20 protein-coding genes are annotated in these 21,386 nt (G+C 65.5%); 14 read left to right on the top strand and 6 right to left on the bottom strand.

The genetic code is table 11. The features are described from left to right. Positions 1-70: 70 nt before the first annotated feature. Positions 71-349 (top strand): hypothetical protein, encoded by a 279-nt coding sequence (locus tag M9799_RS05165; protein ID WP_231043503.1) that lies wholly within the window; start codon positions 71-73, stop codon positions 347-349. A 7-nt stretch (positions 350-356) separates the two neighbouring features. Here M9799_RS05165 and M9799_RS05160 read toward each other — a convergent pair whose 3' ends face one another. From M9799_RS05160 to ugpB, 6 genes are all read right to left on the bottom strand, one after another. After that, positions 357-599, bottom strand: a complete 243-nt coding sequence (locus M9799_RS05160; RefSeq protein WP_231043504.1) for a hypothetical protein — start codon at positions 597-599, stop codon at positions 357-359. Between the two features lie 178 nt (positions 600-777). Next, complete coding sequence (ugpQ, locus tag M9799_RS05155; protein ID WP_231043505.1) at positions 778-1,533, bottom strand: glycerophosphodiester phosphodiesterase; 756 nt, start codon at positions 1,531-1,533, stop codon at positions 778-780. 68 nt (positions 1,534-1,601) lie between these two features. Continuing rightward, positions 1,602-2,612: a sn-glycerol-3-phosphate import ATP-binding protein UgpC gene (locus tag M9799_RS05150; protein ID WP_231043506.1), complete on the bottom strand. Its 1,011-nt coding sequence runs from the start codon at positions 2,610-2,612 to the stop codon at positions 1,602-1,604. A gap of 48 nt (positions 2,613-2,660) precedes the next feature. Continuing rightward, on the bottom strand, positions 2,661-3,509 hold the full coding sequence (gene ugpE, locus M9799_RS05145) for a sn-glycerol-3-phosphate ABC transporter permease UgpE (protein WP_231043507.1): 849 nt from the start codon (positions 3,507-3,509) through the stop codon (positions 2,661-2,663). Positions 3,510-3,557: 48 nt separating this feature from the next. Further along, positions 3,558-4,439: a sn-glycerol-3-phosphate ABC transporter permease UgpA gene (ugpA, locus tag M9799_RS05140; protein WP_231043508.1), complete on the bottom strand. Its 882-nt coding sequence runs from the start codon at positions 4,437-4,439 to the stop codon at positions 3,558-3,560. A gap of 217 nt (positions 4,440-4,656) precedes the next feature. Next, complete coding sequence (gene ugpB, locus M9799_RS05135; protein WP_231043509.1) at positions 4,657-5,964, bottom strand: sn-glycerol-3-phosphate ABC transporter substrate-binding protein UgpB; 1,308 nt, start codon at positions 5,962-5,964, stop codon at positions 4,657-4,659. Positions 5,965-6,368: 404 nt separating this feature from the next. On the opposite strand from ugpB, the gene M9799_RS05130 reads away from it, so the two are divergent. The 13 genes from M9799_RS05130 (at position 6,369) to M9799_RS05070 (ending at position 21,374) form a co-directional block, all read left to right on the top strand. After that, positions 6,369-10,280 carry a DUF3683 domain-containing protein gene (locus M9799_RS05130; protein ID WP_231043510.1) on the top strand — a complete coding sequence of 1,304 codons (3,912 nt, stop codon included), beginning with the start codon at positions 6,369-6,371 and terminating at the stop codon, positions 10,278-10,280. Beyond that, entirely contained in the window at positions 10,277-10,717 is a 441-nt protein-coding gene (locus M9799_RS05125; protein WP_231043511.1) for an HIT family protein, read from the top strand. The genes M9799_RS05130 and M9799_RS05125 overlap by 4 nt, the downstream gene beginning before the upstream one ends. Before the next feature lie 22 nt (positions 10,718-10,739). Beyond that, positions 10,740-11,156, top strand: coding sequence for a gamma-butyrobetaine hydroxylase family protein (locus M9799_RS05120; protein ID WP_231043512.1), 417 nt, complete (start codon positions 10,740-10,742; stop codon positions 11,154-11,156). A gap of 340 nt (positions 11,157-11,496) precedes the next feature. Next, entirely contained in the window at positions 11,497-12,228 is a 732-nt protein-coding gene (ubiE, locus tag M9799_RS05115; RefSeq protein WP_231043513.1) for a bifunctional demethylmenaquinone methyltransferase/2-methoxy-6-polyprenyl-1,4-benzoquinol methylase UbiE, read from the top strand. A gap of 61 nt (positions 12,229-12,289) precedes the next feature. Then, a complete protein-coding gene (locus M9799_RS05110; RefSeq protein ID WP_231043514.1) occupies positions 12,290-13,318 on the top strand; it encodes a Tim44 domain-containing protein in 1,029 nt (342 codons plus the stop codon). 73 nt (positions 13,319-13,391) lie between these two features. Then, positions 13,392-13,961 (top strand): ubiquinone biosynthesis accessory factor UbiJ, encoded by a 570-nt coding sequence (locus M9799_RS05105; protein WP_231043515.1) that lies wholly within the window; start codon positions 13,392-13,394, stop codon positions 13,959-13,961. Continuing rightward, positions 13,958-15,523, top strand: a complete 1,566-nt coding sequence (gene ubiB, locus M9799_RS05100; RefSeq protein WP_231043516.1) for a ubiquinone biosynthesis regulatory protein kinase UbiB — start codon at positions 13,958-13,960, stop codon at positions 15,521-15,523. Before M9799_RS05105 ends, ubiB begins: the two co-directional genes overlap by 4 nt. Before the next feature lie 169 nt (positions 15,524-15,692). Further along, positions 15,693-17,147: a high affinity choline transporter 1 gene (locus M9799_RS05095; RefSeq protein WP_231043517.1), complete on the top strand. Its 1,455-nt coding sequence runs from the start codon at positions 15,693-15,695 to the stop codon at positions 17,145-17,147. 97 nt (positions 17,148-17,244) lie between these two features. After that, positions 17,245-17,550, top strand: a complete 306-nt coding sequence (locus tag M9799_RS05090; protein WP_231043518.1) for an FmdB family zinc ribbon protein — start codon at positions 17,245-17,247, stop codon at positions 17,548-17,550. Positions 17,551-17,559: 9 nt separating this feature from the next. After that, complete coding sequence (locus tag M9799_RS05085) at positions 17,560-18,177, top strand: DUF502 domain-containing protein (RefSeq protein WP_231043519.1); 618 nt, start codon at positions 17,560-17,562, stop codon at positions 18,175-18,177. 41 nt (positions 18,178-18,218) lie between these two features. Beyond that, positions 18,219-20,018 (top strand): aspartate--tRNA ligase, encoded by a 1,800-nt coding sequence (gene aspS, locus M9799_RS05080; RefSeq protein WP_231043520.1) that lies wholly within the window; start codon positions 18,219-18,221, stop codon positions 20,016-20,018. Positions 20,019-20,148: 130 nt separating this feature from the next. Next, the gene (gene nudB, locus M9799_RS05075; protein ID WP_231043521.1) at positions 20,149-20,622 is read left to right on the top strand and encodes a dihydroneopterin triphosphate diphosphatase; all 474 of its coding nucleotides are present in this window, start codon (positions 20,149-20,151) and stop codon (positions 20,620-20,622) included. Beyond that, a complete protein-coding gene (locus M9799_RS05070; RefSeq protein WP_231043522.1) occupies positions 20,619-21,374 on the top strand; it encodes an endonuclease/exonuclease/phosphatase family protein in 756 nt (251 codons plus the stop codon). Before nudB ends, M9799_RS05070 begins: the two co-directional genes overlap by 4 nt. Positions 21,375-21,386 lie beyond the last annotated feature (12 nt).

Genomic DNA, 21,386 nt, shown 5'->3' with positions numbered 1-21,386 from the left:
CCTGCATTATAAAATTTATGCGCCAGCTTGGCATCCTCTGCCGGCATAAGCCTTGATTGGAATTATTGATATGGGTTTTAGCGCCGCGCTTGCGCATCTGCTGAACTTCGCCGCTCCCGCCTTGGTGCTGGCACTGGGACTGGCCGCGGCGGGCCGCCTCGTCTCTCCTGGAGCGGGACATCTGACGGGCTGGTGGGTGCAGGTGGCCATCAATTTCGCCGTGGGCTGCGGCGTGCTGCTGGCCGGGCTGGTCTGGTTCGAGCGCGATGGCAAGCTGGCGACCTATGCCGCGCTGGTGCTGGCATGCGCCGCCTGCCAGTGGGTGCTTGCGGGCGGCTGGCGCCGCTGAGCCCCGCTCAGGCCTTGTAGCCGGTGAGTATCATGTACCAGGCCAGCGCGCCGACCACCAGGGCCAGGACCATCGGCAGGGCATTGAGCAGCTGCTGCGGCAGGTGCCAGTTCCAGCCCGCGCGCGCCCTGGCGCGCCGGTAGCCCTTGAGGCCCAGCACGAAGGCCGCGGGCGGAAACACCAGCGCGGGCAGCATCAGCCACAGCAGCGGGAAGGTCAGCAACGACAGGATCACCGAGGCCGTGCGCATGTTTTCCTTAGGGGGTGGCGATTTGCCAAGCTCACCACGGTTCCATCCGTTCGTCCTGAGCTTGCCTGGGCGGCCCCGTCGAAGGATGAACGGCCTGCGCTCAAGTCTGGAGGCATGGCCGTTCATGGTTCGACAAGCTCACCACGAACGGTGTTGGAGAGCAGGGCGACCAGATCATTCACGCCGCGGCGCTGAACAGGTCCACGCGGTCGCTGATGATGCCGTCCGTGCCCAGGTCCAGCAGCCGCTGCACCGCCCATTCGTCATTGACCGTGTAGCTGAGGCAGCGCATGCCCAGGCCATGCACCTGCGCGACGCGTTCGGCATCCCACAGCGCGTGGTTGAAGACCATGGCCACGCAGTCCAGCTCCTGGGCGATGCGCAGGTCGGCATCGCCCTCGGCCAGCTTGTCGACCAGCAGGCCGCGCGGAATATGCGGCGCGGCTTCCTTTGCGGCCTGCAGCGCCGCAGACTTGAAGGAGGTGAAGAAAGGCTGGACGATATCGCGCGGCCAGATGCGGTTCATCAGTTCGGCAACCACGCGGCCGGTCTCGGCTTCCTGGCCGGGCGTGGGCTTGATCTCCACATTCAGAAAGAAATGGTTGGCCAGGCACCAGCGCGCCAGGGCCTCGAGCGTGGGCAGCGCCTCGCCCGCGTAGGCGCGCGAGTGCCAGCTGCCCGCGTCCAGTTGCGCGATCTCCGCCAGGCCCAGGTCGCCGCCCGTGCCGCGGCCGTTGGTGGTGCGCTCCAGCGTGGCGTCATGCAGCAGGAAAGGCACGCCATCGCGGCTGAGCTTGGCATCGCATTCGAACATGCGCCAGCCATGCGCCGCGCCCAGGCGGAAGGCGCTCATGGTGTTCTCGGGGGCGAGCTTTCCGGCGCCGCGGTGGGCGATCCAGCGGGGGTAGGGCCAGGGAGTCGAGGGGGCGGTCATCGCGGATCCATCAAAAACGAAAAGGGAATGTGAAAAGAGAGCCACTCGGGCTCTCTTCGGGGCAGCGCTTAGATGCGCTTTCCTGTCTCGGCGTTGAACCAGTGCAGGCGCCGTTCTTCACGGGGCTGAATGCGGATGGTATCGCCGGCCTTGGGGAAGCTGTGCGCTTCCTCGATGCGCACGGTGACCATCTCGCCGCCGACGGTGCCGTAGACCAGGCGCTCGGCGCCCAGCAGCTCGACGGTGATGACCTGCATCTCCCAGCCGCCGCTGGCGACGATGTCGATGTGCTCGGGGCGGATGCCCAGGATCTGGCCGGCACGGCCGCCGGGGGCGTTCTTCAGCAGGTTCATCGGCGGCGAGCCGATGAAGCTGGCGACGAAGGTCGTGGCCGGGGTGTTGTAGACCTCTTCGGGCGTGCCGAACTGGTCCATGACGCCGCCGTTCATCACGATCATGCGCTGCGCCAGGGTCATGGCCTCGACCTGGTCGTGGGTCACGAACAGGCTGGTGATGCCGAGTTCGTTGTGCAGCTTCTGGATCTCGATGCGGGTCTGCGCGCGCAGCTTGGCGTCGAGGTTGGACAGCGGCTCGTCGAACAGGAAGACCTTGGGCTGGCGCACGATGGCGCGGCCCATGGCCACGCGCTGGCGCTGGCCGCCCGAGAGCTGGCGCGGCTTGCGGTCGAGCAGGTGGCCCAGCTCGAGGATCTTCGCGGCCTTGTCGACGCGCTGCTTGATCTCGTCGGCCGGTACCTTGGCGATCTTCAGGCCATAGGCCATGTTCTCGAAGTTCGTCATGTGCGGGTACAGCGCGTAGTTCTGGAACACCATCGCGATGTCGCGCTGCGCCGGCTCGAGCTGGTTGACCACGCGGTCGCCGATGCTGATGTCGCCGCCGGAGATCTCTTCCAGGCCGGCGATCATGCGCAGCAGCGTGGACTTGCCGCAGCCCGAGGGGCCGACGATGACGATGAATTCGCCGTCCTTGATGTCGGCGTTGACGCCGTGGATCACGGGCACTGCGGTCTTGCCGGTGCCGTAGCGCTTGACGACGTTCTTGAGGGTAATGGATGCCATGGGAGTATTCGTTCAGATCGTTGGATTCAAGAGGTGCGGATGCAGGGCTTACTTCTCGGTATCGACCAAGCCCTTCACGAACCACTTCTGCATCAGCATCACCACGGCCGCGGGCGGCAGCATGGCGATGATGGCGGTGGCCATCACGATGTTCCAGTCCACGGCGGCTTCGCCACCGGCGAGCATGCGCTTGATGCCGATCACCACCGGGTACATGTCTTCGCTGGTGGTCATCAGCAGCGGCCACAGGTACTGGTTCCAGCCATAGATGAACTGGATCACGAACAGCGCCGCGACCGAAGTCTTGGACAGCGGCACCAGCACGTCCTTGAAGAAGCGCATCGGGCCCGCGCCGTCGATGCGCGCGGCTTCGACCAGCTCGTCCGGCACCGTCAGGAAGAACTGGCGGAACAGGAAGGTGGCGGTGGCCGAGGCGATCAGCGGCAGCGTCAGGCCGGCGTAGCTGTTGAGCATGCCGAGTTCCGCCACGACCTTGTAGGTCGGCAGGATACGCACTTCGACGGGCAGCATCAGCGTCAGGAAGATCGCCCAGAAGCACAGCATCTTGAACGGGAAGCGGAAGTAGACGATGGCAAACGCCGACAGCAGCGAGATCGCGATCTTGCCCACGGTGATCACGATGGCGGTCACGAAGCTGACCCACATCATGTGCACGACGTTGGTGTTGGAGCCCAGCTTGCCCGAGCCGAACAGCGCGGCCTGGTAGTTTTCCCAGAGGTGCGCGCCGGGCAGCAGCGGCATGGGGGACTGGACGATCGCATCCGCGGTGTGCGTGGATGCCACGAAGGCCAGGTACAGGGGGAAGGCCACGATCATCACGCCCACGATCATCACGAGGTGGGACAGGACGGTGAGCCAGGGACGGCGGTCAACCATGGGAGGGCTCCAGATTCACAAAAAGAGGTGCGGCAAAGAGGGCGGGCATCAGTACTGCACCTTCTTTTCGACGTAGCGGAACTGCACCACCGTCAGGGCCACCACGATGATCATCAGGATCACCGACTGCGCTGCGGAGCTGCCCAGGTCCAGCGACTTGAAGCCGTCTTGATACACCTTGTAGACCAGGATCGAGGTCGACTGGCCCGGGCCGCCGGCCGTCGCGGCGTCGATGATGCCGAAGGTGTCGAAGAACGCGTAGACGATGTTGATCACCAGCAGGAAGAAGGTGGTCGGCGACAGCAGCGGCAGCTGGATGTTCCAGAAGCGGCGCCACGGACCGGCACCGTCGATGGACGCGGCCTCGATCAGCGACTTGGGGATCGACTGCAGGCCGGCCAGGAAGAACAGGAAGTTGTACGAGATCTGCTTCCACACCGAAGCCAGCACGACCAGCGCCATCGCCTGGTTGTCGTTCATGATGTGGTTCCAGTCGTAGCCCAGCTCGCCCAGATAGTGGGCCACGACGCCCAGCGAGGGGGAGAACATGAACATCCACAGCACGCCGGCGATGACCGGTGCCACGGCGTAGGGCACGATCAGCAGGGTCTTGTAGAGCATGGCCGCGCGCACGATGCGGTCGGCGAAGATAGCCAGGATCAGCGAGACCGTGATCCCCAGGCCCGCCACGAGCACCGAGAACAGGGCGGTGCGCATGAAGGAGTTGAGATAGGTCGGATCGTCCAGCAGATTGGCGAAGTTCTCCAGGCCCACCCATTCGGTGCTCATGCCAAAGGCATCTTCGACCTGGAACGACTGAAGCACGGCCTGGGCGGCAGGCCAGAAGAAGAAGATGCTAATGATCAGCAGCTGGGGCAGCAGCAGCGCCCAGGGCAACCATGTCGAGCGGAAAAGTACGCGTTTTTCCATGGGGTTCACAAACAAAAAAAACCGCCGAACCCCCAGCAGGGAGTTCGGAGGATTGGAAGGCGCTGGCCACCATGGGTGCAAAAAGCGAATCTAAACGAACCGAGTCGAAACGCTTAATCCAGCGAATATGCGCGTATTGTGCCTAGCTGGCAGCGCCTGTGCCAGTGGAAAAAGCCCTAGACCCTCAAATAAAGGGCTTTAGGCTTGTAAAAATTGCTTACTTCTTGTTGGCGCGCTCGAAACGTGCCAGCAGTTCGTCGCCGCGCTTGACGATCGAGTCCAGCGCGTCCTTGGCCGACTTCTTGCCGCTCCAGACCTGTTCGAGTTCCTCGTCCTCGATGGTGCGGATCTGCACGTAGTTGCCCAGGCGGATGCCGCGCGAGTTGTCGGTGACCTTGCGGATCATCTGTTGCACGGCCACATCGGTGCCGGGGTTCTTCTGGTAGAAGCCGGACTTCTCGGTCAGGTCGTAAGCTGCCATGGTGACCGGCAGGTAGCCGGTGCGCTGGTGGCTGGCCGCCTGGACCTTGCTCTGCGACAGGAAGTCGAAGAAAGCGGCCACGCCCTTGTACTCGGCAGGCTTCTTGCCGGCCATGACCCACAGCGAAGCGCCGCCGATGACGGTGTTCTGCGGTGCGCCCTTGACATCGGAGTAGTAGGGCAGGGGAGCCAGGGCGTAGCTGAACTTGGCGTTCTTCGCCACGTCGCCGTAGAAGCCCGAGGAGGTCTGGATCATCGCGCATTCACCCGAGGTGAACGAAGCCTGTGCCGAGGAGGCGCGGCCCTTGTAGACGAACTCGCCCGCGGCAGCGGCCTTGGCCAGGTTGTCGATGTGCTTGACGTGCAGCGGCGAGTTGATCTTCAGGCGCGCGTCCATGCCGGCCAGGCCGTTGGACTTGGTGGCGAACTCGACGTTGTGCCAGGTCGAGAAGCTCTCGAGCTGGGTCCAGCCCTGCCAGGCCAGGGTCATCGGGCAGCTGTGGCCGCTGGCCTTGAGCTTCTTGGCGGCTTCGAACACTTCGGGCCAGGTCTTGGGAGCCACGTCGGGGTTCAGGCCGGCCTTCTTGAAGGCGTCCTTGTTGTAATAGAAGATGGTGGTCGAGCTGTTGAAGGGGAAGCTCAGCATCTGGCCGTTGGGGGCGGTGTAGTAACCGGCCACGGCGGGGATGTAGGCCTTGGGGTCGAAGCTCAGGCCGGCGTCAGACATGACCTTGCCCACGGGCACGGTGGCGCCCTTGGAGGCCATCATGGTGGCGGTGCCGACTTCGAACACCTGCAGGATGTGGGGTGCGTTGCCCGAGCGGAAGGCGGCGATGGCGGCCGTCATGCTCTCGTCGTAGACGCCCTTGAAGGTCGGCACGACCTTGTATTCCTTCTGGCTTTCGTTGAATTGCTTGGCCAGGTCGTTGACCCACTCGTTGTTCACCGCCGTCATCGAGTGCCACCACTGGATCTCGGTCTGGGCTTGGGCAGAGGCGCAAGTGGCGGCGATGGCCGCGGCAATGGCCAATGATTTGAAATGCATGGAAACTCCTGGAGTCGGACGAAAGGACAAACCGCACATGCTAGGCAGCGTTCGTGACAGATTTGTGTCGTGGAAAGTGCGTACCAGCCTCCTGTCTTCTCCATGCGCAAAACCGCAACTGCCGAAGCTAAGCAGGGATTTGTGTCAGAAATATGAAAGAGGCGTAACGCGGGCGGAGGATCATTTTAGGACAAGTGCCTGAGTTGTCCTATGCCCGGCCAGAAGGGAAATCCCTGAACCGGGGCGGCCCCCGCGAAAAGGGGCACCGCCATGGTGCATGCAGCCTAGAAACGCCCGTGGCGCTGGGGCCATCGCAAGTGCAGATGCATCAAGTAACAGTCACCGGCTTAAAATCTCGATCCCCATGGTTCAGGACGTGCAAAACGTCCAATACGGTCCACCCCATGAATTTTCCGATTGCGCAGGCCGCCTTGATGGCCAAGGCTGCCGAACCCGCCCGTCTCCGAGAAATCCCCTATAACTACACCTCGTTTTCCGACCGGGAGATCGTGATCCGGCTGCTGGGCATGTCCATGTGGGATGTGCTGACCCAGCTGCGCGAGGAACGCCGCACGGGGCGCTCCGCACGCATGCTCTACGAGGTGCTGGGCGATATCTGGGTGGTGCAGCGCAACCCCTATCTGCAGGACGACCTGCTCGACAACCCCGGCCGGCGCAAGGCGCTGGTCGATGCGCTGCAGCACCGCCTGGCCGAGATCGACAAGCGCCGTGAACCGGGCCTGGACGCCGAGCGCGATGCGTTGGTGGGCCAACTGGTCGAGGCCGCGCGCGGCGCGATTGCCGAATTCAACACCACCTTCGAGGCCGCCGCCGAACTGCGCCGCCGCGTGCAGCGCACGCTGGGACGCCTGACGGCCAAGGACAACATCAAGTTCGACGGGCTGTCGCGCGTCAGCCATGTCACCGATGCCACCGACTGGCGTGTCGAATACCCGTTCGTGGTACTGACCCCTGATACCGAAGCCGAGATGGCGGCGCTGGTCAAGGGCTGTATCGACCTCGAACTGACCATCATCCCGCGCGGGGGCGGCACTGGCTACACCGGCGGAGCGATTCCGCTGACCTGGCGCAGCGTGGTGATCAACACCGAGAAGCTCGAGGCCATGACTGAGGTCGAGATGCTGCGCATCCCGGGCCAGGACCGTGAGGTCGGCACGATCTGGACCGAGGCCGGCGTGGTCACGCAGCGCGTGGCCGATGCGGCCGAGCGCGCGGGCTTCGTGTTCGCGGTGGATCCCACCTCGGCCGAGGCCTCGTGCATCGGCGGCAACGTGGCGATGAACGCCGGCGGCAAGAAGGCCGTGCTCTGGGGCACGGCGCTCGACAACCTAGTCAACTGGCGCATGGTCACGCCCGAGGCGCAGTGGCTCGAGGTCACGCGCACCGACCACAACATGGGCAAGATCCACGACGCCGAGGTCGCCACCTTCGAGCTGCGCTATTTCGAGGCCGACGGCAAGACGCCGGTGCGCACCGAGACGCTGAGCATTCCGGGCCGGAGCTTCCGCAAGGAAGGCCTGGGCAAGGACGTCACCGACAAGTTCCTCTCGGGCCTGCCGGGCATCCAGAAGGAAGGCTGCGACGGCCTGATCACCAGCGCGCGCTGGGTCGTGCACCGCATGCCCGAGCACACGCGCACCGTCTGCATGGAGTTCTTCGGCAACGCCAAGGACGCGGTGCCGAGCATCGTCGAGATCAAGGACTTCATGTTTGCCGAGCAGAAGCGCTCGGGCGTGCTGCTGGCCGGCCTCGAGCACCTGGACGACCGCTACCTCAAGGCCGTGGGCTACGCGACCAAGAGCAAGAAGGGCAACGGCCATCTGCCGAAGATGGTGCTGCTGGGCGACATCGCCGGCGACAACGCCGACGACGTGGCGCGCGTGGCGGCCGAGGTCGTGCGCATCGCCAACTCGCGCAACGGCGAGGGCTTCACGGCCGTGAGCGCCGAGGCGCGCAAGAAATTCTGGCTCGACCGCAAGCGCACGGCCGCGATCTCGCGCCACACCAACGCCTTCAAGATCAATGAGGACGTGGTGATCCCGCTGCCGCGCATGGCCGAGTACACCGACGGCATCGAGCGCATCAACATCGAGCTGAGCCTGCGCAACAAGCTGCAGCTGTGCGAGGCGCTGCAGGACTTCTTCGCGCACGGCAGCCTGCCGCTGGGCAAGCAGGACGACGCCGGCGAGATCCCCTCGGCCGAGCTGCTCGAGGACCGCGTGCAGCAGGCGCTGGAGCTGATCGCCAACGTGCGTGCCCAGTGGGCCGGCTGGCTGGCCGAGGTCGAGATGCTGTTCCCGCAGCTGCAGGACCACACCCTGCGCGCCAGCTGGAAAACGCAGATCCGCGCTCCGCTGGCGCAGATCTTCGCCGGCGGCGCCTTCAAGCCGATCCTCGACGAGGTGCAGGCCATCCACCAGAAGGTGCTCAAGGGCCGCGTCTGGGTGGCGCTGCACATGCATGCCGGCGACGGCAACGTGCACACCAACATTCCGGTCAACAGCGACAACTACGAGATGCTGCAGACCGCGCACGAGGCCGTGGCGCGCATCATGGTGCTGGCGCGCAGCCTCGACGGCGTGATCTCGGGCGAGCATGGCATCGGCATCACCAAGCTCGAGTTCCTCACCGACGAGGAGCTCGCGCCCTTTGCCGCCTACAAGCAGCGCGTCGACCCGCAAGGGCGCTTCAACAAGGGCAAGCTGATCCGCGATGCCCATTTGAGCGTGGGCGAGCTGCAGCACGACGGCCGTGCGGCACGCGAATCGCTGATGTATTCGGACCTGACCAATGCCTACACCCCGAGCTTCGGGCTGATGGGCCACGAGTCGCTGATCATGCAGCAGTCGGACATCGGCGCCATCGCCGACTCGGTCAAGGACTGCCTGCGCTGCGGCAAGTGCAAGCCGGTCTGCGCCACGCACGTGCCGCGCGCCAACCTGCTGTACAGCCCGCGCAACAAGATCCTCGCGACCTCGCTGCTGGTCGAGGCCTTCCTCTACGAGGAGCAGACCCGGCGCGGCGTGTCGATCAAGCACTGGCAGGAATTCGAGGACGTGGCCGACCACTGCACGGTCTGCCACAAGTGCTTCAATCCCTGCCCGGTCAAGATCGACTTCGGCGACGTGACCATGCACATGCGCAACCTGCTGCGCAAGATGGGCAAGAAGAGCTTCAATCCGGGCAACAAGCTCACGATGACCTTCCTCAACGCCACCAACCCGGACACCATCAAGGTGATGCGCCAGGCGATGGTCGGCGTCGGCTTCAAGGCCCAGCGCCTGGCGGTGGACGCGTTCAAGGCCGTGGGCCGCAAGCAGACGAACCATCCGCCATCGACGGTGGGCAAGCCGCCGATCAAGGAGCAGGTGATCCACTTCATCAACAAGAAGCTGCCGGGCGGGCTGCCGAAGAAGACGGCGCGCGCGCTGCTGGACATCGAGAACAAGGATTACGTTCCGATCATCCGCAACCCCAAGACCACCCAGGCCGAGACCGAGGCGGTGTTCTACTTCCCCGGCTGCGGCTCCGAGCGCCTGTTCAGCCAGGTGGGCCTGGCGACCCAGGCCATGCTCTGGCACGCGGGCGTGCAGACCGTGCTGCCGCCGGGCTACCTGTGCTGCGGCTATCCGCAACGCGGCAGCGGGCAGGGCGACGTGGCCGACAAGATGATCACCGACAACCGCGTGCTGTTCCACCGCGTGGCCAACACGCTCAACTACCTCGACATCAAGACCGTGGTGGTGAGCTGCGGCACCTGCTACGACCAGCTCCAGGGCTACGAGTTCGACAAGATCTTCCCGGGCAGCCGGATCATCGACATCCACGAGTTCCTGCTGGAAAAGGGCATCACGCTGGGCCAGGCCGGCGGCTACCTCTACCACGACCCCTGCCACACGCCGATGAAGCAGCAGGACCCGATGAAGACCGTCAAGGGCCTGATGGGCGACCAGGTGCTCAAGAGCGAGCGCTGCTGCGGCGAGTCGGGCACGCTGGGCGTGACGCGCCCCGACATCTCGACGCAGATCCGCTTCCGCAAGGAAGAGGAACTGCGCAAGGGCGAGGCCCAGCTCAAGGCCGCGGGCGCGCTGGCGCCGCAGGACAATGTCAAGATCCTGACCAGCTGCCCCAGCTGCCTGCAGGGCCTGAGCCGCTATGGCGACGACATGCGCAACGGCCTGCTCGAAGCCGACTACATCGTGGTCGAGATGGCGCGCAAGATCCTGGGCGAGAACTGGATGCCCGAATACGTCGAGCGCGCCAACGCCGGCGGCATCGAACGGGTGCTGGTATGAGCGACACCAACGACAGCTGCGTGCTGTGCACCACCCCGGGCGGGGCGCCGGTCTGGCAGGGTGCGAAGCTGCGCGTCATTCGCGCCGAGGAGCCGGGTTTTCCGGCCTTCTACCGCGTGGTCTGGACGGCGCACTCTGCCGAGTTCTCCGACCTGTCCGAGGAGGACCGCCTGCTGTGCATGCAGGTGGTGGCAGCGGTGGAGCGCGTGCTGCGCGTGCAGCTCGCGCCCACCAAGATCAATCTCGCGGCGCTGGGCAACATGGTGCCGCACCTGCACTGGCATGTGATCGCGCGCTTCGACTGGGACAGCCATTTTCCCGCGGCCATCTGGGCACCGGCGCAGCGCGAGCGTTCGCCGGAGCAGGAAGCCGCGCTGGTGGCACGCTTGCCCGAGATCGACGCGCACCTTGTGGCCACGCTGCAGCCCTGGTCCTGAACATTGAACAAAAGGTGAAGTCATGGCAGGTTTGAAGCCCGGAATCCCGACCCCCGAATCCCTCACGGTGCATGGCGCCTCGCGCGTGCTGGAAGTGGGTTACTCCGACGGCGCGCAGTTTCGCCTGCCCTTCGAGCTGCTGCGCGTCTATTCGCCCTCGGCCGAGGTCCAGGGCCACGGCCCGGGGCAGGAAGTGCTGCAGTACGGCAAGCGCAATGTGGAGATCGTCGCCGTGGAGCCCGTGGGCAACTACGCGATCAAGCCGATCTTCAGCGACGGGCATGAGAGCGGGCTGTTCACCTGGGCCTATCTGTACGAGCTGGGCAGCCAGCAGGAGCAGCTGTGGGCGCAATACCTGCAGCGGCTGGAGGCGGCGGGGGTGGACCGCGATATGCCGATGCCTGCGAAGTCTTCGGGGCATGGGTGCGGGAGCCACTGAGGCGCTTTTTCTGCGTCGCTCCGGGCAGGCCCGCTGAGGTTTGTCGGCGGGGCCGTCCATGGTTCGACAAGCTCACCACGAACGGGTTTTACCGTTCGTCCTGAGCTTGTCGAAGGATGAAGGGCCTGTCCACCAGCTCAAAAGCGCCTTCCCAATGCCAGCCGGCCTGCGCACAACCCTCCCATCACCCAGCCCTGGTGCTATATTAATAGTAGCTTCGGCCGCAGCAACAGCCAGCGCCGCAGACGTTTTTTCATTTTGATGCAGGCGTGGCAAGCCCTGCGGCGCCACGGGGTTGTCCGCTGGACGCGCGGCGCATGCTTGCTAGCATTGATGGCATATGAGCACCACACATTTCGGTTTCGAGACGGTTGACGAGCAGGACAAGGCGCGCCATGTGCGCGGCGTCTTCGATTCGGTCGCGTCCAAGTACGACGTCATGAACGACCTGATGTCCGGCGGCCTGCACCGCGCCTGGAAGGCCTACACCGTCATGGTGGCCAACCTGCGCGAAGGCAGCAAGGTGCTGGACATCGCCGGCGGTACCGGCGACCTGTCGCTGGCGTTTTCCAGGAAGGTCGGCGCCAGCGGCGAGGTCGTGCACACCGACATCAACGAAGCCATGCTGCGCGTGGGCCGCAGCCGGCTGATCGACAAGGGCGTGCTGCTGCCCACGCTGGTCTGCGATGCCGAGCAATTGCCCTTTCCCGATGCGCATTTCGATGTCGTCAGCGTGGCCTTCGGCCTGCGCAACATGACGCACAAGGACGTGGCGCTGCGCGAGATGTGCCGCGTGCTCAAGCCCGGCGGCCGGCTGCTGGTGCTGGAATTCTCGCGCGTGGCCAAGCCGCTGACCAAGGCCTATGACTGGTATTCGTTCAAGGTGCTGCCGACGCTGGGCAAGCTGGTGGCGGGCGACGACGCCAGCTACCGCTACCTGGCCGAGTCGATCCGCATGCACCCCAGCCAGGACGAGCTCAAGGCGCTGATGAAGCAGTGCGGTTTCGGCCATGTCGACTACCACAACATGACCGGCGGCATCGTGGCGCTGCATGTGGGTATCAAGTGCTGAGTAGGATGACGGGAGACATGCCGCAGGGCATCGCTGAAACGAACAATGGAAGGAAGATGACATGATGAAGCTTTGGTCGGTAGTGCTGGTGGCGATGCTGTCAGTGGTGCATCTGGATGCCGACGCCAAGCGCATGGGCGGCGGCAAGTCCATGGGACAGCAATCGGGCAATGTGACGCAACGCAATTCGGCGGCGCCGGGTGCGCCCGCGCAGCAGAACGCCAGCAGCGCGGCCGCGGCCCGGCCTGCCACGGCGGCGCCGGCAGCCGCCGCGCCCAAGCGTCCCTGGGGCGCGATGCTCGGCGGCCTGGCCGCAGGCCTGGGCCTGGCCTGGCTGGCCAACGCGCTGGGCTTTGGCGAAGCCTTTGCCAACATGCTGATGTTCGGCCTGCTGGCCATGGTCATCATGGTGGTCGTGGGCATGGTCATGCGCGCGCGCAAGGCCAAGGCGGCCGGCAATGCGCCCGCCGCACGCAGCCCCTTCGCCTTCCAGGGCGCAGGCACTGGCGCGGGTGCCGGCGGTTTGGGCGACACGGGCAACGTGCCCCTGGCGCGCCAGTACAGCCCGGACAAGGTCGGCAACGACGCCTCGGCCCGCCCCTGGGAAAACCAGGCCACGGCTTTCGAGTCGGCTGCACCGTCGGCGGCTGCGGGTGCTGCCGCCGGGTCGCTGATCGGCTCCGCCCTGCCCGCGAACTGGAGCGTGCCCGAAGGCTTCGACACCGAAGGCTTCCTCACGGCAGCCAAGCGCAATTTCGTGACGCTGCAGGCCGCCTGGGACCGCGCTGACATCGGCAGCCTGCGCGCCATGATGACCGACGAGATGCTGTCGGAGATCCGCACGCAGCTGGCGGAGCGCGAAGCCGAGCATCCCGGCGCCGTCAACCAGACCGACGTGCTGATGATCGAGGCCCAGCTGCTGGGCATCGAGGACCTGGGCGACGGCTACATGGCCAGCGTCGAGTTCTCCGGCATGATCCGCGAGGAAGCCTCGGCCAGCCCGAGCCCCTTCCGCGAAGTGTGGAATATGACCAAGCCCAAGAATGGCAACAGCGGCTGGCTGGTGGCCGGCGTGCAGGCTTTGCAGTAATTTCCGCAAGCGCGCCGGCAAGGACATCTCAAGGGTTTTGTCGGGCGCGCCAACTAGGGAATAATCGGGGACTATGGCAACACAGTCCCCTTTTTCATTCCTGAACGGCCTCCTGGAACGCGTTGTGACAGGCCCACAACTCCCGTCCTGGCTGGTGCACGAAGTGCAGCAGCGCACGGTGCTGTTCCTCAACCATGTGCTGATGCAGGAAAAGGCGGCAATGGAGCGCCTGGTGCGGCAGAAGGGCCGTGTCGCGCGTGTCCAGTGGCGCTCGTACACCATGGCGCTGGCGATCACGCCCGCCGGCCTGCTGGATCTGGCCGAGGAAGGCGCCGTGCCCGACCTGCAGCTGGAAGTCACCGACACCTCGCCGCTGGCGCTGGCCCAGGCCGCGCTGCGCGGCGACAAGCCGGCCATCCGCATCGAGGGCGATGTGCAGTTGGCCGCGGACATCAACTGGCTGGTCGACAACGTGCAGTGGGACATCGAGGAAGACCTCGCGCGCGTGATCGGTGACGCTCCGGCGCACACCGTGTCGCAAATTGCACGCAAGGCGGCGCAGACGCTGCGCCAGTTCGTGGGCGCGCGTGGCGGCCGCGGCGCCGGGCGTGCCGGGGATATCGGCGGCCGGAACCTGCCATGAGCCGGATGCTGCGGGGGCTGACCATCCTCTGGGTGGTGTTTCGCTACGGCCTCGACGAACTGGTGCTCTCGGGCTTCAAGCACCCATCGCTGCGCCTGCTGAGCCGGGTGCTGACGGTGGGCCGGCGCTTCCATGCACCGCGCGGCCAGCGCCTGCGCGAGGCGCTCGAGCAGCTGGGGCCGATCTTCGTCAAGTTCGGCCAGGTCCTGTCGACGCGCAGCGACCTGCTGCCGCCCGACGTGGCACTGGAACTGGCGCGGCTGCAGGACCGCGTGCCGCCCTTTCCGGCCGAGGTCGCCGTAGCGACCATCGAACGCTCGTTCCAGCGGCCCATCGCCGAGATCTTCGTGAGCTTCGACCGCCAGCCGGTGGCCAGCGCCTCGATCGCGCAGGTGCATTTCGCGGTGCTGCGCGACCGTGCGGGCGTGGAGCACGAGGTGGCGGTCAAGGTGCTGCGCCCCGGCATGCTGTCGGTCATCGACAAGGACCTGCAGCTGATGCACATGATGGCGCGCTGGGTCGAGCGCCTGTCGTCCGACGCCAAGCGCCTCAAGCCGCGCCAGGTCATTGCCGAGTTCGACAATTACCTGCATGACGAGCTGGACCTGATCCGCGAAGCCGCCAACGCCGCGCAGCTGCGGCGCAACATGGACGGGCTGGACCTGGTGCTGATCCCCGAGATCCACTGGGACTTCTGCCACCCCCAGGTCATGGTCATGGAACGCATGAAGGGCGTGCCGATCAGCCAGGTCGAGCAGCTGCGCGAAGCCGGCGTGGACATTCCGCAGCTGGCGCGCGACGGCGTGACGCTGTTCTTCACGCAGGTGTTCCGCGATGGCTTCTTCCATGGCGACATGCACCCGGGCAACATCCAGGTGAGCCTGGAGCCCGAGACCTTCGGGCGCTACATCTCCATCGACTTCGGCATCGTCGGCACGCTGACCGAGTTCGACAAGGAATACCTGGCGCAGAACTTCACCGCCTTCTTCCGCCGCGACTACAAGCGCGTGGCGCAGCTGCACATCGAAAGCGGCTGGGTGCCGCCCACGACCCGCGTCGAGGAGCTGGAGTCGGCCATCCGCGCGGTCTGCGAGCCGTATTTCGACCGTCCGCTCAAGGAAATCTCGCTGGGCATGGTGCTGATGCGGCTGTTCCAGACCTCGCGGCGCTTCCAGGTGGAGATCCAGCCGCAGCTGGTGCTGCTGCAGAAGACCCTGCTCAACATCGAGGGCCTGGGCCGCCAGCTCGACCCCGACCTCGACCTGTGGAGCACGGCCAAGCCCTTCCTCGAGAAGTGGATGCTGGACCAGATGGGGCCGCAGCGCCTGTGGCGCGAGCTGAAGAACGAGGCCCCGACCTATGCCAAGCTGCTGCCCGAGCTGCCGCGCCTGCTGTACCGCTCGCTGCGCCACGACCAGGGCGACCAGACCCGGCTGCTGCAGGAGCTGCTCAAGGCCCAGCAGCGCACCAACGGCCTCCTGCAGGCGCTGATCTATGGCGGGGCGGGGTTCCTGCTGGGATTGCTGGTGATGCAGTTCGTAGCGCGCATCCGTATCTACTGAGAAAGGCCCCCAGGGGCCTTTTCTTTCCTCCGGCGCCGCCACAAGCCCCCATGGTTTTTACAGGCGCGCATCATTTGCACCACAGATGGCCGCAGATGGCATGGAAGGCGCCTATTGCCTTGATAATCCGCAGCGGTTTTGACAATACCCGGGGTTGGGGAAAGCTGCCATGCTGATCACATTCATCGTCCTGTACTTGCTTGCGTCCATCGGGATCGGCCTGTACGCGGCCACGCGCGTCAAGAACACTTCCGACTACGCGCTGGCCGGCCGCAGCCTGCCGCTGGCGGTGGTCGTGGCCACCACCTTCGCCACCTGGTTCGGTTCCGAGACGGTGCTGGGCGTGTCGGCGCAGTTCGTCAAGGAGGGCCTGGGCGGCGTGGTCGAGGACCCGTTTGGCGCGGGCATGTGCCTGGTGCTGGTCGGTCTGTTCTTTGCCTACAAGCTCTATCAGAAGAACCTGCTGACCATCGGCGACTACTACCGTCTGCGCTTCGGCCGCACCATCGAGGTCGTGTGCTCGCTGATCATCATCTGCAGCTACCTGGGCTGGGTCGGCGCGCAGATCACGGCGCTGGGGCTGGTGTTCCATCTGCTCACGCAGGGCGCGATGTCGGTCACGGTGGGCATGCTGGTGGGCACGCTGGTCGTGCTGGTCTACACGCTCTATGGCGGCATGTGGTCGGTGGCGCTCACGGATTTCGTGCAGATGATCGTGATCGTGGCCGGCCTGCTGCTGATCGCCTGGTATGCGGCCGACCTGGCCGGTGGCGCCGGGCGTGTGATCGACTTTGCCGCCAGCGAAGGCAAGTTCCGTTTCTTCCCCGAGAACGCCAGCCCGCGCGAGTGGCTGTTCTTCATTGGCGCGGCCATCACCATGATGCTGGGCTCGATTCCGCAGCAGGACGTGTTCCAGCGCGTCATGTCCGCCAAGAACGCCTCGGTGGCGCGCCGCGGCCCGGTCATCGGCGGCATCTTCTACATCCTGTTCGCGTTCGTGCCGATGTTCGTCGTGACGGCGGCGGTGCTGATCATGCCGGAGACCGCTGCCGCGCTGCTGGCCGACGATCCGCAGAAGCTCCTGCCGACGCTGGTCATGGAGCGCATGCCGCTGGCGCTGCAGATCGCGTTCTTCGGCGCGCTGCTGTCGGCCATCATGTCCACGGCCTCGGCCACGCTGCTCGCGCCTTCGACGGCCTTCGTGGAGAACATCCTGCGCAACCTGTGCCCGAACCTGTCGGACGCGGCCACGCTCAAGGCCATGCGGCTGTCGGTGCTGGTGTTCACGCTGTGCGTGCTGGCGTACTCGATCACCATGCAGGGCAGCTCGATCTACGAGATGGTCTCGGGCGCCTACCAGGTGCCGCTGGTCGGCGCGCTGGTGCCGCTGGCCGCGGGCCTGTACTGGAAGCGCGCCACGACCCAGGGCGCACTGCTTGCCGTGTTCCTGGGGCTGGGGGTCTGGTTGCTGTTCATCTGCGTGCCGGGCTGGAGCGAACTGTTCCCGCAGCAGCTCGCGGGCCTGCTGGCCGCGGCCGGCGGCATGTGGGCCGGATCGCTGTTGCCGCAATGGTTCACCGACCAGCGCGCGGCGGGGCACCACTTCGCCCAGACGGCGGCCTGAAAATCCTGGCGGGGGCGGCGCACAACCCCCGCCGGCCGCAGAACCGGGACGCGCGCCTATAATTGAAGGTTTTGCACTTTCCCTCGATTCAAGCGCTATGCCCATTTACGCGTACAAGTGTGGTTCCTGTGGTCACGCCAAGGATGTGCTGCAGAAAATGTCCGATGCTGCGCTGACGCAGTGCCCGGCCTGCAATGCCCAGGCGTTCTCGAAGCAGCTCACGGCCCCGGGCTTCCAGCTCAAGGGCACGGGCTGGTATGCGACCGATTTCAAGAACGGCAGCAAGGCCGCGGCACCGGCCGTGGCGGGCGCCTCGTCCGATACGGTCGCAACGCCGGCTGCCGCAGCCCCTGCCGCACCGGCTCCCGCCGCCCCTGCCGCCAGCGCTGGCGCGGCTGCCTGAGTCCCGCCCATGGCTGCCTTGCGCAAATGGCTCTTCACCGGCTTGCTGGTGATCGTTCCCGGAGTGATCACCGTCTGGGTGCTCAACTGGATCATCGGCACGCTGGACCAGACGCTGACCATCCTGCCCGAAGCCTGGCAGCCCGACCGGCTGCTGGGCCTGCACATTCCCGGCTTCGGCGTGCTGCTGACGCTGGGCATCCTGCTGGTCGTGGGGGCTGCCGCCAGCAATCTCGCGGGCCGCAAGCTGGTCGCCTGGGGCGATGCGGCGGTGAGCCGCATCCCCGTGGTGCGCTCGATCTACTCCAGCGTTAAGCAGGTTTCCGACACCCTGTTCTCCGAGAGCGGCAATGCGTTTCGCACCGCCGTGCTGGTACAGTGGCCGCGCGAAGGCGTATGGACCGTGGCTTTCGTCACCGGCTCGCCCAGCGGCGAGATCGCAGCCTATCTGCGCGACGAATACCTCAGCGTGTTCGTGCCCACGACCCCCAACCCGACCGGGGGCTACTTCGTGATCGTGCGCAAGAGCGACTGCATTGAACTCGACATGAGCGTGGACGCCGCGCTCAAGTACATCGTCTCGATGGGCGTGGTGACGCCACCCGACACCACGCTCGCGAATAAATAACAAACCTTGTCGCGCCCCAGGAGGGCGCAGGAAGACTAGCCATGGCCATGCGCTCCCACTATTGCGGTCTCGTGACCGAAGCCCTGCTGGGCGAAACCGTCACCCTGTCGGGCTGGGTGAACCGCCGCCGCGACCACGGTGGCGTGATCTTCATCGACCTGCGCGACCGCGAAGGCTACGTGCAGGTGGTCTGCGACCCGGACCGTCCCGAGATGTTCGCCACCGCCGAAGGCGTACGCAACGAGTTCTGCGTGCAGATCAAGGGCCTGGTGCGCGCGCGCCCCGCCGGCACCACCAACGACAAGCTCAAGAGCGGCCAGATCGAAGTGCTGTGCCACGAGCTGAACGTGCTCAACGCCTCCGTGACGCCGCCGTTCCAGATCGACGACGACAACCTGTCCGAAACCGTGCGCCTCACGCACCGCGTGCTGGACCTGCGCCGCCCGTACATGCAGAAGAACCTGATGCTGCGCTACAAGGTCAGCATGGAGGTGCGCAAGTTCCTCGACGCCAACGGCTTCGTCGACATCGAGACCCCGATGCTCACCAAGAGCACGCCCGAAGGCGCGCGCGACTACCTCGTGCCCAGCCGCGTGCACGACGGCCAGTTCTTCGCGCTGCCGCAGTCGCCCCAGCTGTTCAAGCAGCTGCTGATGGTCGCCGGTTTCGACCGCTACTACCAGATCACCAAGTGCTTCCGCGACGAAGACCTGCGCGCCGACCGCCAGCCCGAATTCACCCAGATCGATATCGAGACATCGTTCATGGATGAGCAGGAAATCCGCGACATGTTCCAGGGCATGATCAAGAGCGTGTTCCAGACCGCGCTGGGCGTGGACCTGGGCGACTTCCCGGTCATGAGCTACCAGGATGCGGCGCGCCTCTACGGCTCGGACAAGCCCGACCTGCGCGTTAAGCTCGAGTTCACCGAGCTGACCGACGTGATGGCCGATGTCGACTTCAAGGTGTTCTCCGCCCCCGCCACCACGCCCGGCGGCCGCGTCGTGGCGCTGCGCGTGCCCGGCGGCGCCCAGATCAGCCGCGGCGAGATCGACGGCTACACCGAGTTCGTCAAGATCTACGGTGCCAAGGGCCTGGCCTGGATCAAGGTCAACGAAGTGGCCAAGGGCCGCGAGGGCCTGCAGTCGCCGATCGTCAAGAACCTGCACGACGCGGCGCTGGCCGAGATCGTCAAGCGCACCGGCGCGCAGGACGGCGACCTGATCTTCTTCGGCGCGGACAAGGAAAAGATCGTCAACGACGCGATCGGCGCGCTGCGCATCAAGGTCGGCCACAGCGAGTTCGGCAAGGCCAGCGGCCTGTTCGAAGACCGCTGGGCACCGCTGTGGGTGGTCGACTTCCCGATGTTCGAGCACGACGAGGAAAACGACCGCTGGGTCGCCGTGCACCACCCCTTCACCGCGCCCAAGGACGGCCACGAGGACCTGATGGTCACCGACCCGGGCAAGTGCATTGCCAAGGCCTACGACATGGTGCTCAACGGCTGGGAGATGGGCGGCGGCTCGGTGCGTATCCACCGCGCCGATGTGCAGAAGAAGGTGTTCGACGCGCTCAAGATCACGCCCGAGGACGCGCAGCTGAAGTTCGGCTTCCTGCTCGACGCGCTGCAGTACGGCGCGCCCCCGCATGGCGGCCTGGCCTTCGGCCTGGACCGCATCGTCACGCTGATGACCGGCGCCGAGTCGATCCGCGACGTGATCGCCTTCCCCAAGACGCAGCGCGCGCAGTGCCTGCTGACGCAGGCGCCGAGCCCGGTGGATGAAAAGCAGCTGCGCGAGCTGCATATCCGTCTGCGCAACCCGGATGCGGTGAAGGCGTGATTGTCTCGTCTGAGCCCGTCATCCTTCGGCAGGCTCAGGACGAACGGACAAGCAAAGCGGCACCCGCTTGATCCACAGGGTCAGGCAGGTGCCGTTTTTTTATGGGCATCGGCATGGGCCACAATGGCCCATGCCCAAGATTCCCCAATCCGTGCTGGTGGTGATCCACACGCCGCAGCGCCAGGTGCTTTTGCTGCAGCGCGCCGGCCAGCCGGACTTCTGGCAGTCGGTCACGGGCAGCAAGGATTTCGAGCACGAGCCCTGGGAAGTGGTGGCCGCGCGCGAGGTGCGCGAGGAGACCGGCATCGATGCCCATGCCGAGGGCTGCAGCCTGCGCGACTGGCGGCTCGAGAACGTCTACACCATCTATCCCGAGTGGCAGCACCGCTATGCGCCCGGGGTCTGGCACAACACCGAGCGGGTGTTCGGCCTGGAGGTGCCGTCCTACACCGGCGTGAGGTTGAATCCTTGCGAGCACACCGCATTTGCTTGGCATCCTTGGCTGGAAGCGGCGGACCGCTGTGCGGCTGCATCGAATGCCGAAGCCATATTGCTTCTGCCCCGGCTGGCTGCTTCTTCTTCTCGTTCTCACCGCTGTACATGACTGTTTCCAACCCATCCGATCCCGGCATCCTGCGCGTGGCAACCTACAACATCCACAAGGGTGTGCAGGGCCTGGGGCCTGCGCGGCGGCTGGAAATCCACAACCTGGGCCTGGCCGTCGAGCAGCTCGACGCCGATATCGTCTGCCTGCAGGAAGTGCGCAAGATGAACCGGCGCGAGGCGCTGTACTTCGACCGCTGGCCCGAACTGTCGCAGGCCGAATACCTGGCGCCCGAAGGCTACGAGGCGGTCTACACCACCAATGCCTACACGCGCGACGGCGAGCACGGCAATGCGCTGCTCACGCGCTGGCCGGTCATCGGCCACAAGCACGAGGACATGTCCGACCACCGCTTCGAGCAGCGCGGCCTGCTGCACGTGGAGATCGACATCGAAGGCCGGCGCGTGCATGCGATCGTCGTGCACCTGGGGCTGATCCGTGGCAGCCGCATGCGCCAGATCGCGCAGCTGCAGCGCTTCATCGAGCGCGAGGTGCCGCCGGGCGCGCCGCTGGTCGTGGCCGGCGACTTCAACGACTGGGGCGGGCAGATCAAGCGCATGCTGGCCGGTTTCGGGCTGTACGAATTCGACGAGGGCGTCGACGTGCTGACCTATCCCTCGCGCCTGCCGCTGGCGCAGCTCGACCATGTCTATGTGCGCGGGCTCACGCCCTGCGGGCTGCATGTGCCCAAGGGCAAGATCTGGTGGCGCATGTCGGACCACCTGCCGCTGATCGCCGAATTCAAGCTCTGAACGCGGCGGATT

This window comes from Comamonas endophytica (assembly GCF_023634805.2).
Lineage (GTDB): Bacteria > Pseudomonadota > Gammaproteobacteria > Burkholderiales > Burkholderiaceae_C > Comamonas > Comamonas endophytica.
This window is presented reverse-complemented; position numbering and strand designations above follow the sequence as displayed.

What these genes read in the sequence shown, in the direction of transcription:
- M9799_RS05165 (WP_231043503.1), top strand. Translation starts at nt 71, where the DNA reads ATGGGTTTTAGCGCCGCGCTTGCGCATCTGCTGAACTTCGCCGCTCCC.
- M9799_RS05160 (WP_231043504.1), bottom strand. Translation starts at nt 599, where the DNA reads ATGCGCACGGCCTCGGTGATCCTGTCGTTGCTGACCTTCCCGCTGCTG.
- ugpQ (WP_231043505.1), bottom strand. Translation starts at nt 1,533, where the DNA reads ATGACCGCCCCCTCGACTCCCTGGCCCTACCCCCGCTGGATCGCCCAC.
- M9799_RS05150 (WP_231043506.1), bottom strand. Translation starts at nt 2,612, where the DNA reads ATGGCATCCATTACCCTCAAGAACGTCGTCAAGCGCTACGGCACCGGC.
- ugpE (WP_231043507.1), bottom strand. Translation starts at nt 3,509, where the DNA reads ATGGTTGACCGCCGTCCCTGGCTCACCGTCCTGTCCCACCTCGTGATG.
- ugpA (WP_231043508.1), bottom strand. Translation starts at nt 4,439, where the DNA reads ATGGAAAAACGCGTACTTTTCCGCTCGACATGGTTGCCCTGGGCGCTG.
- ugpB (WP_231043509.1), bottom strand. Translation starts at nt 5,964, where the DNA reads ATGCATTTCAAATCATTGGCCATTGCCGCGGCCATCGCCGCCACTTGC.
- M9799_RS05130 (WP_231043510.1), top strand. Translation starts at nt 6,369, where the DNA reads ATGAATTTTCCGATTGCGCAGGCCGCCTTGATGGCCAAGGCTGCCGAA.
- M9799_RS05125 (WP_231043511.1), top strand. Translation starts at nt 10,277, where the DNA reads ATGAGCGACACCAACGACAGCTGCGTGCTGTGCACCACCCCGGGCGGG.
- M9799_RS05120 (WP_231043512.1), top strand. Translation starts at nt 10,740, where the DNA reads ATGGCAGGTTTGAAGCCCGGAATCCCGACCCCCGAATCCCTCACGGTG.
- ubiE (WP_231043513.1), top strand. Translation starts at nt 11,497, where the DNA reads ATGAGCACCACACATTTCGGTTTCGAGACGGTTGACGAGCAGGACAAG.
- M9799_RS05110 (WP_231043514.1), top strand. Translation starts at nt 12,290, where the DNA reads ATGATGAAGCTTTGGTCGGTAGTGCTGGTGGCGATGCTGTCAGTGGTG.
- M9799_RS05105 (WP_231043515.1), top strand. Translation starts at nt 13,392, where the DNA reads ATGGCAACACAGTCCCCTTTTTCATTCCTGAACGGCCTCCTGGAACGC.
- ubiB (WP_231043516.1), top strand. Translation starts at nt 13,958, where the DNA reads ATGAGCCGGATGCTGCGGGGGCTGACCATCCTCTGGGTGGTGTTTCGC.
- M9799_RS05095 (WP_231043517.1), top strand. Translation starts at nt 15,693, where the DNA reads ATGCTGATCACATTCATCGTCCTGTACTTGCTTGCGTCCATCGGGATC.
- M9799_RS05090 (WP_231043518.1), top strand. Translation starts at nt 17,245, where the DNA reads ATGCCCATTTACGCGTACAAGTGTGGTTCCTGTGGTCACGCCAAGGAT.
- M9799_RS05085 (WP_231043519.1), top strand. Translation starts at nt 17,560, where the DNA reads ATGGCTGCCTTGCGCAAATGGCTCTTCACCGGCTTGCTGGTGATCGTT.
- aspS (WP_231043520.1), top strand. Translation starts at nt 18,219, where the DNA reads ATGGCCATGCGCTCCCACTATTGCGGTCTCGTGACCGAAGCCCTGCTG.
- nudB (WP_231043521.1), top strand. Translation starts at nt 20,149, where the DNA reads ATGCCCAAGATTCCCCAATCCGTGCTGGTGGTGATCCACACGCCGCAG.
- M9799_RS05070 (WP_231043522.1), top strand. Translation starts at nt 20,619, where the DNA reads ATGACTGTTTCCAACCCATCCGATCCCGGCATCCTGCGCGTGGCAACC.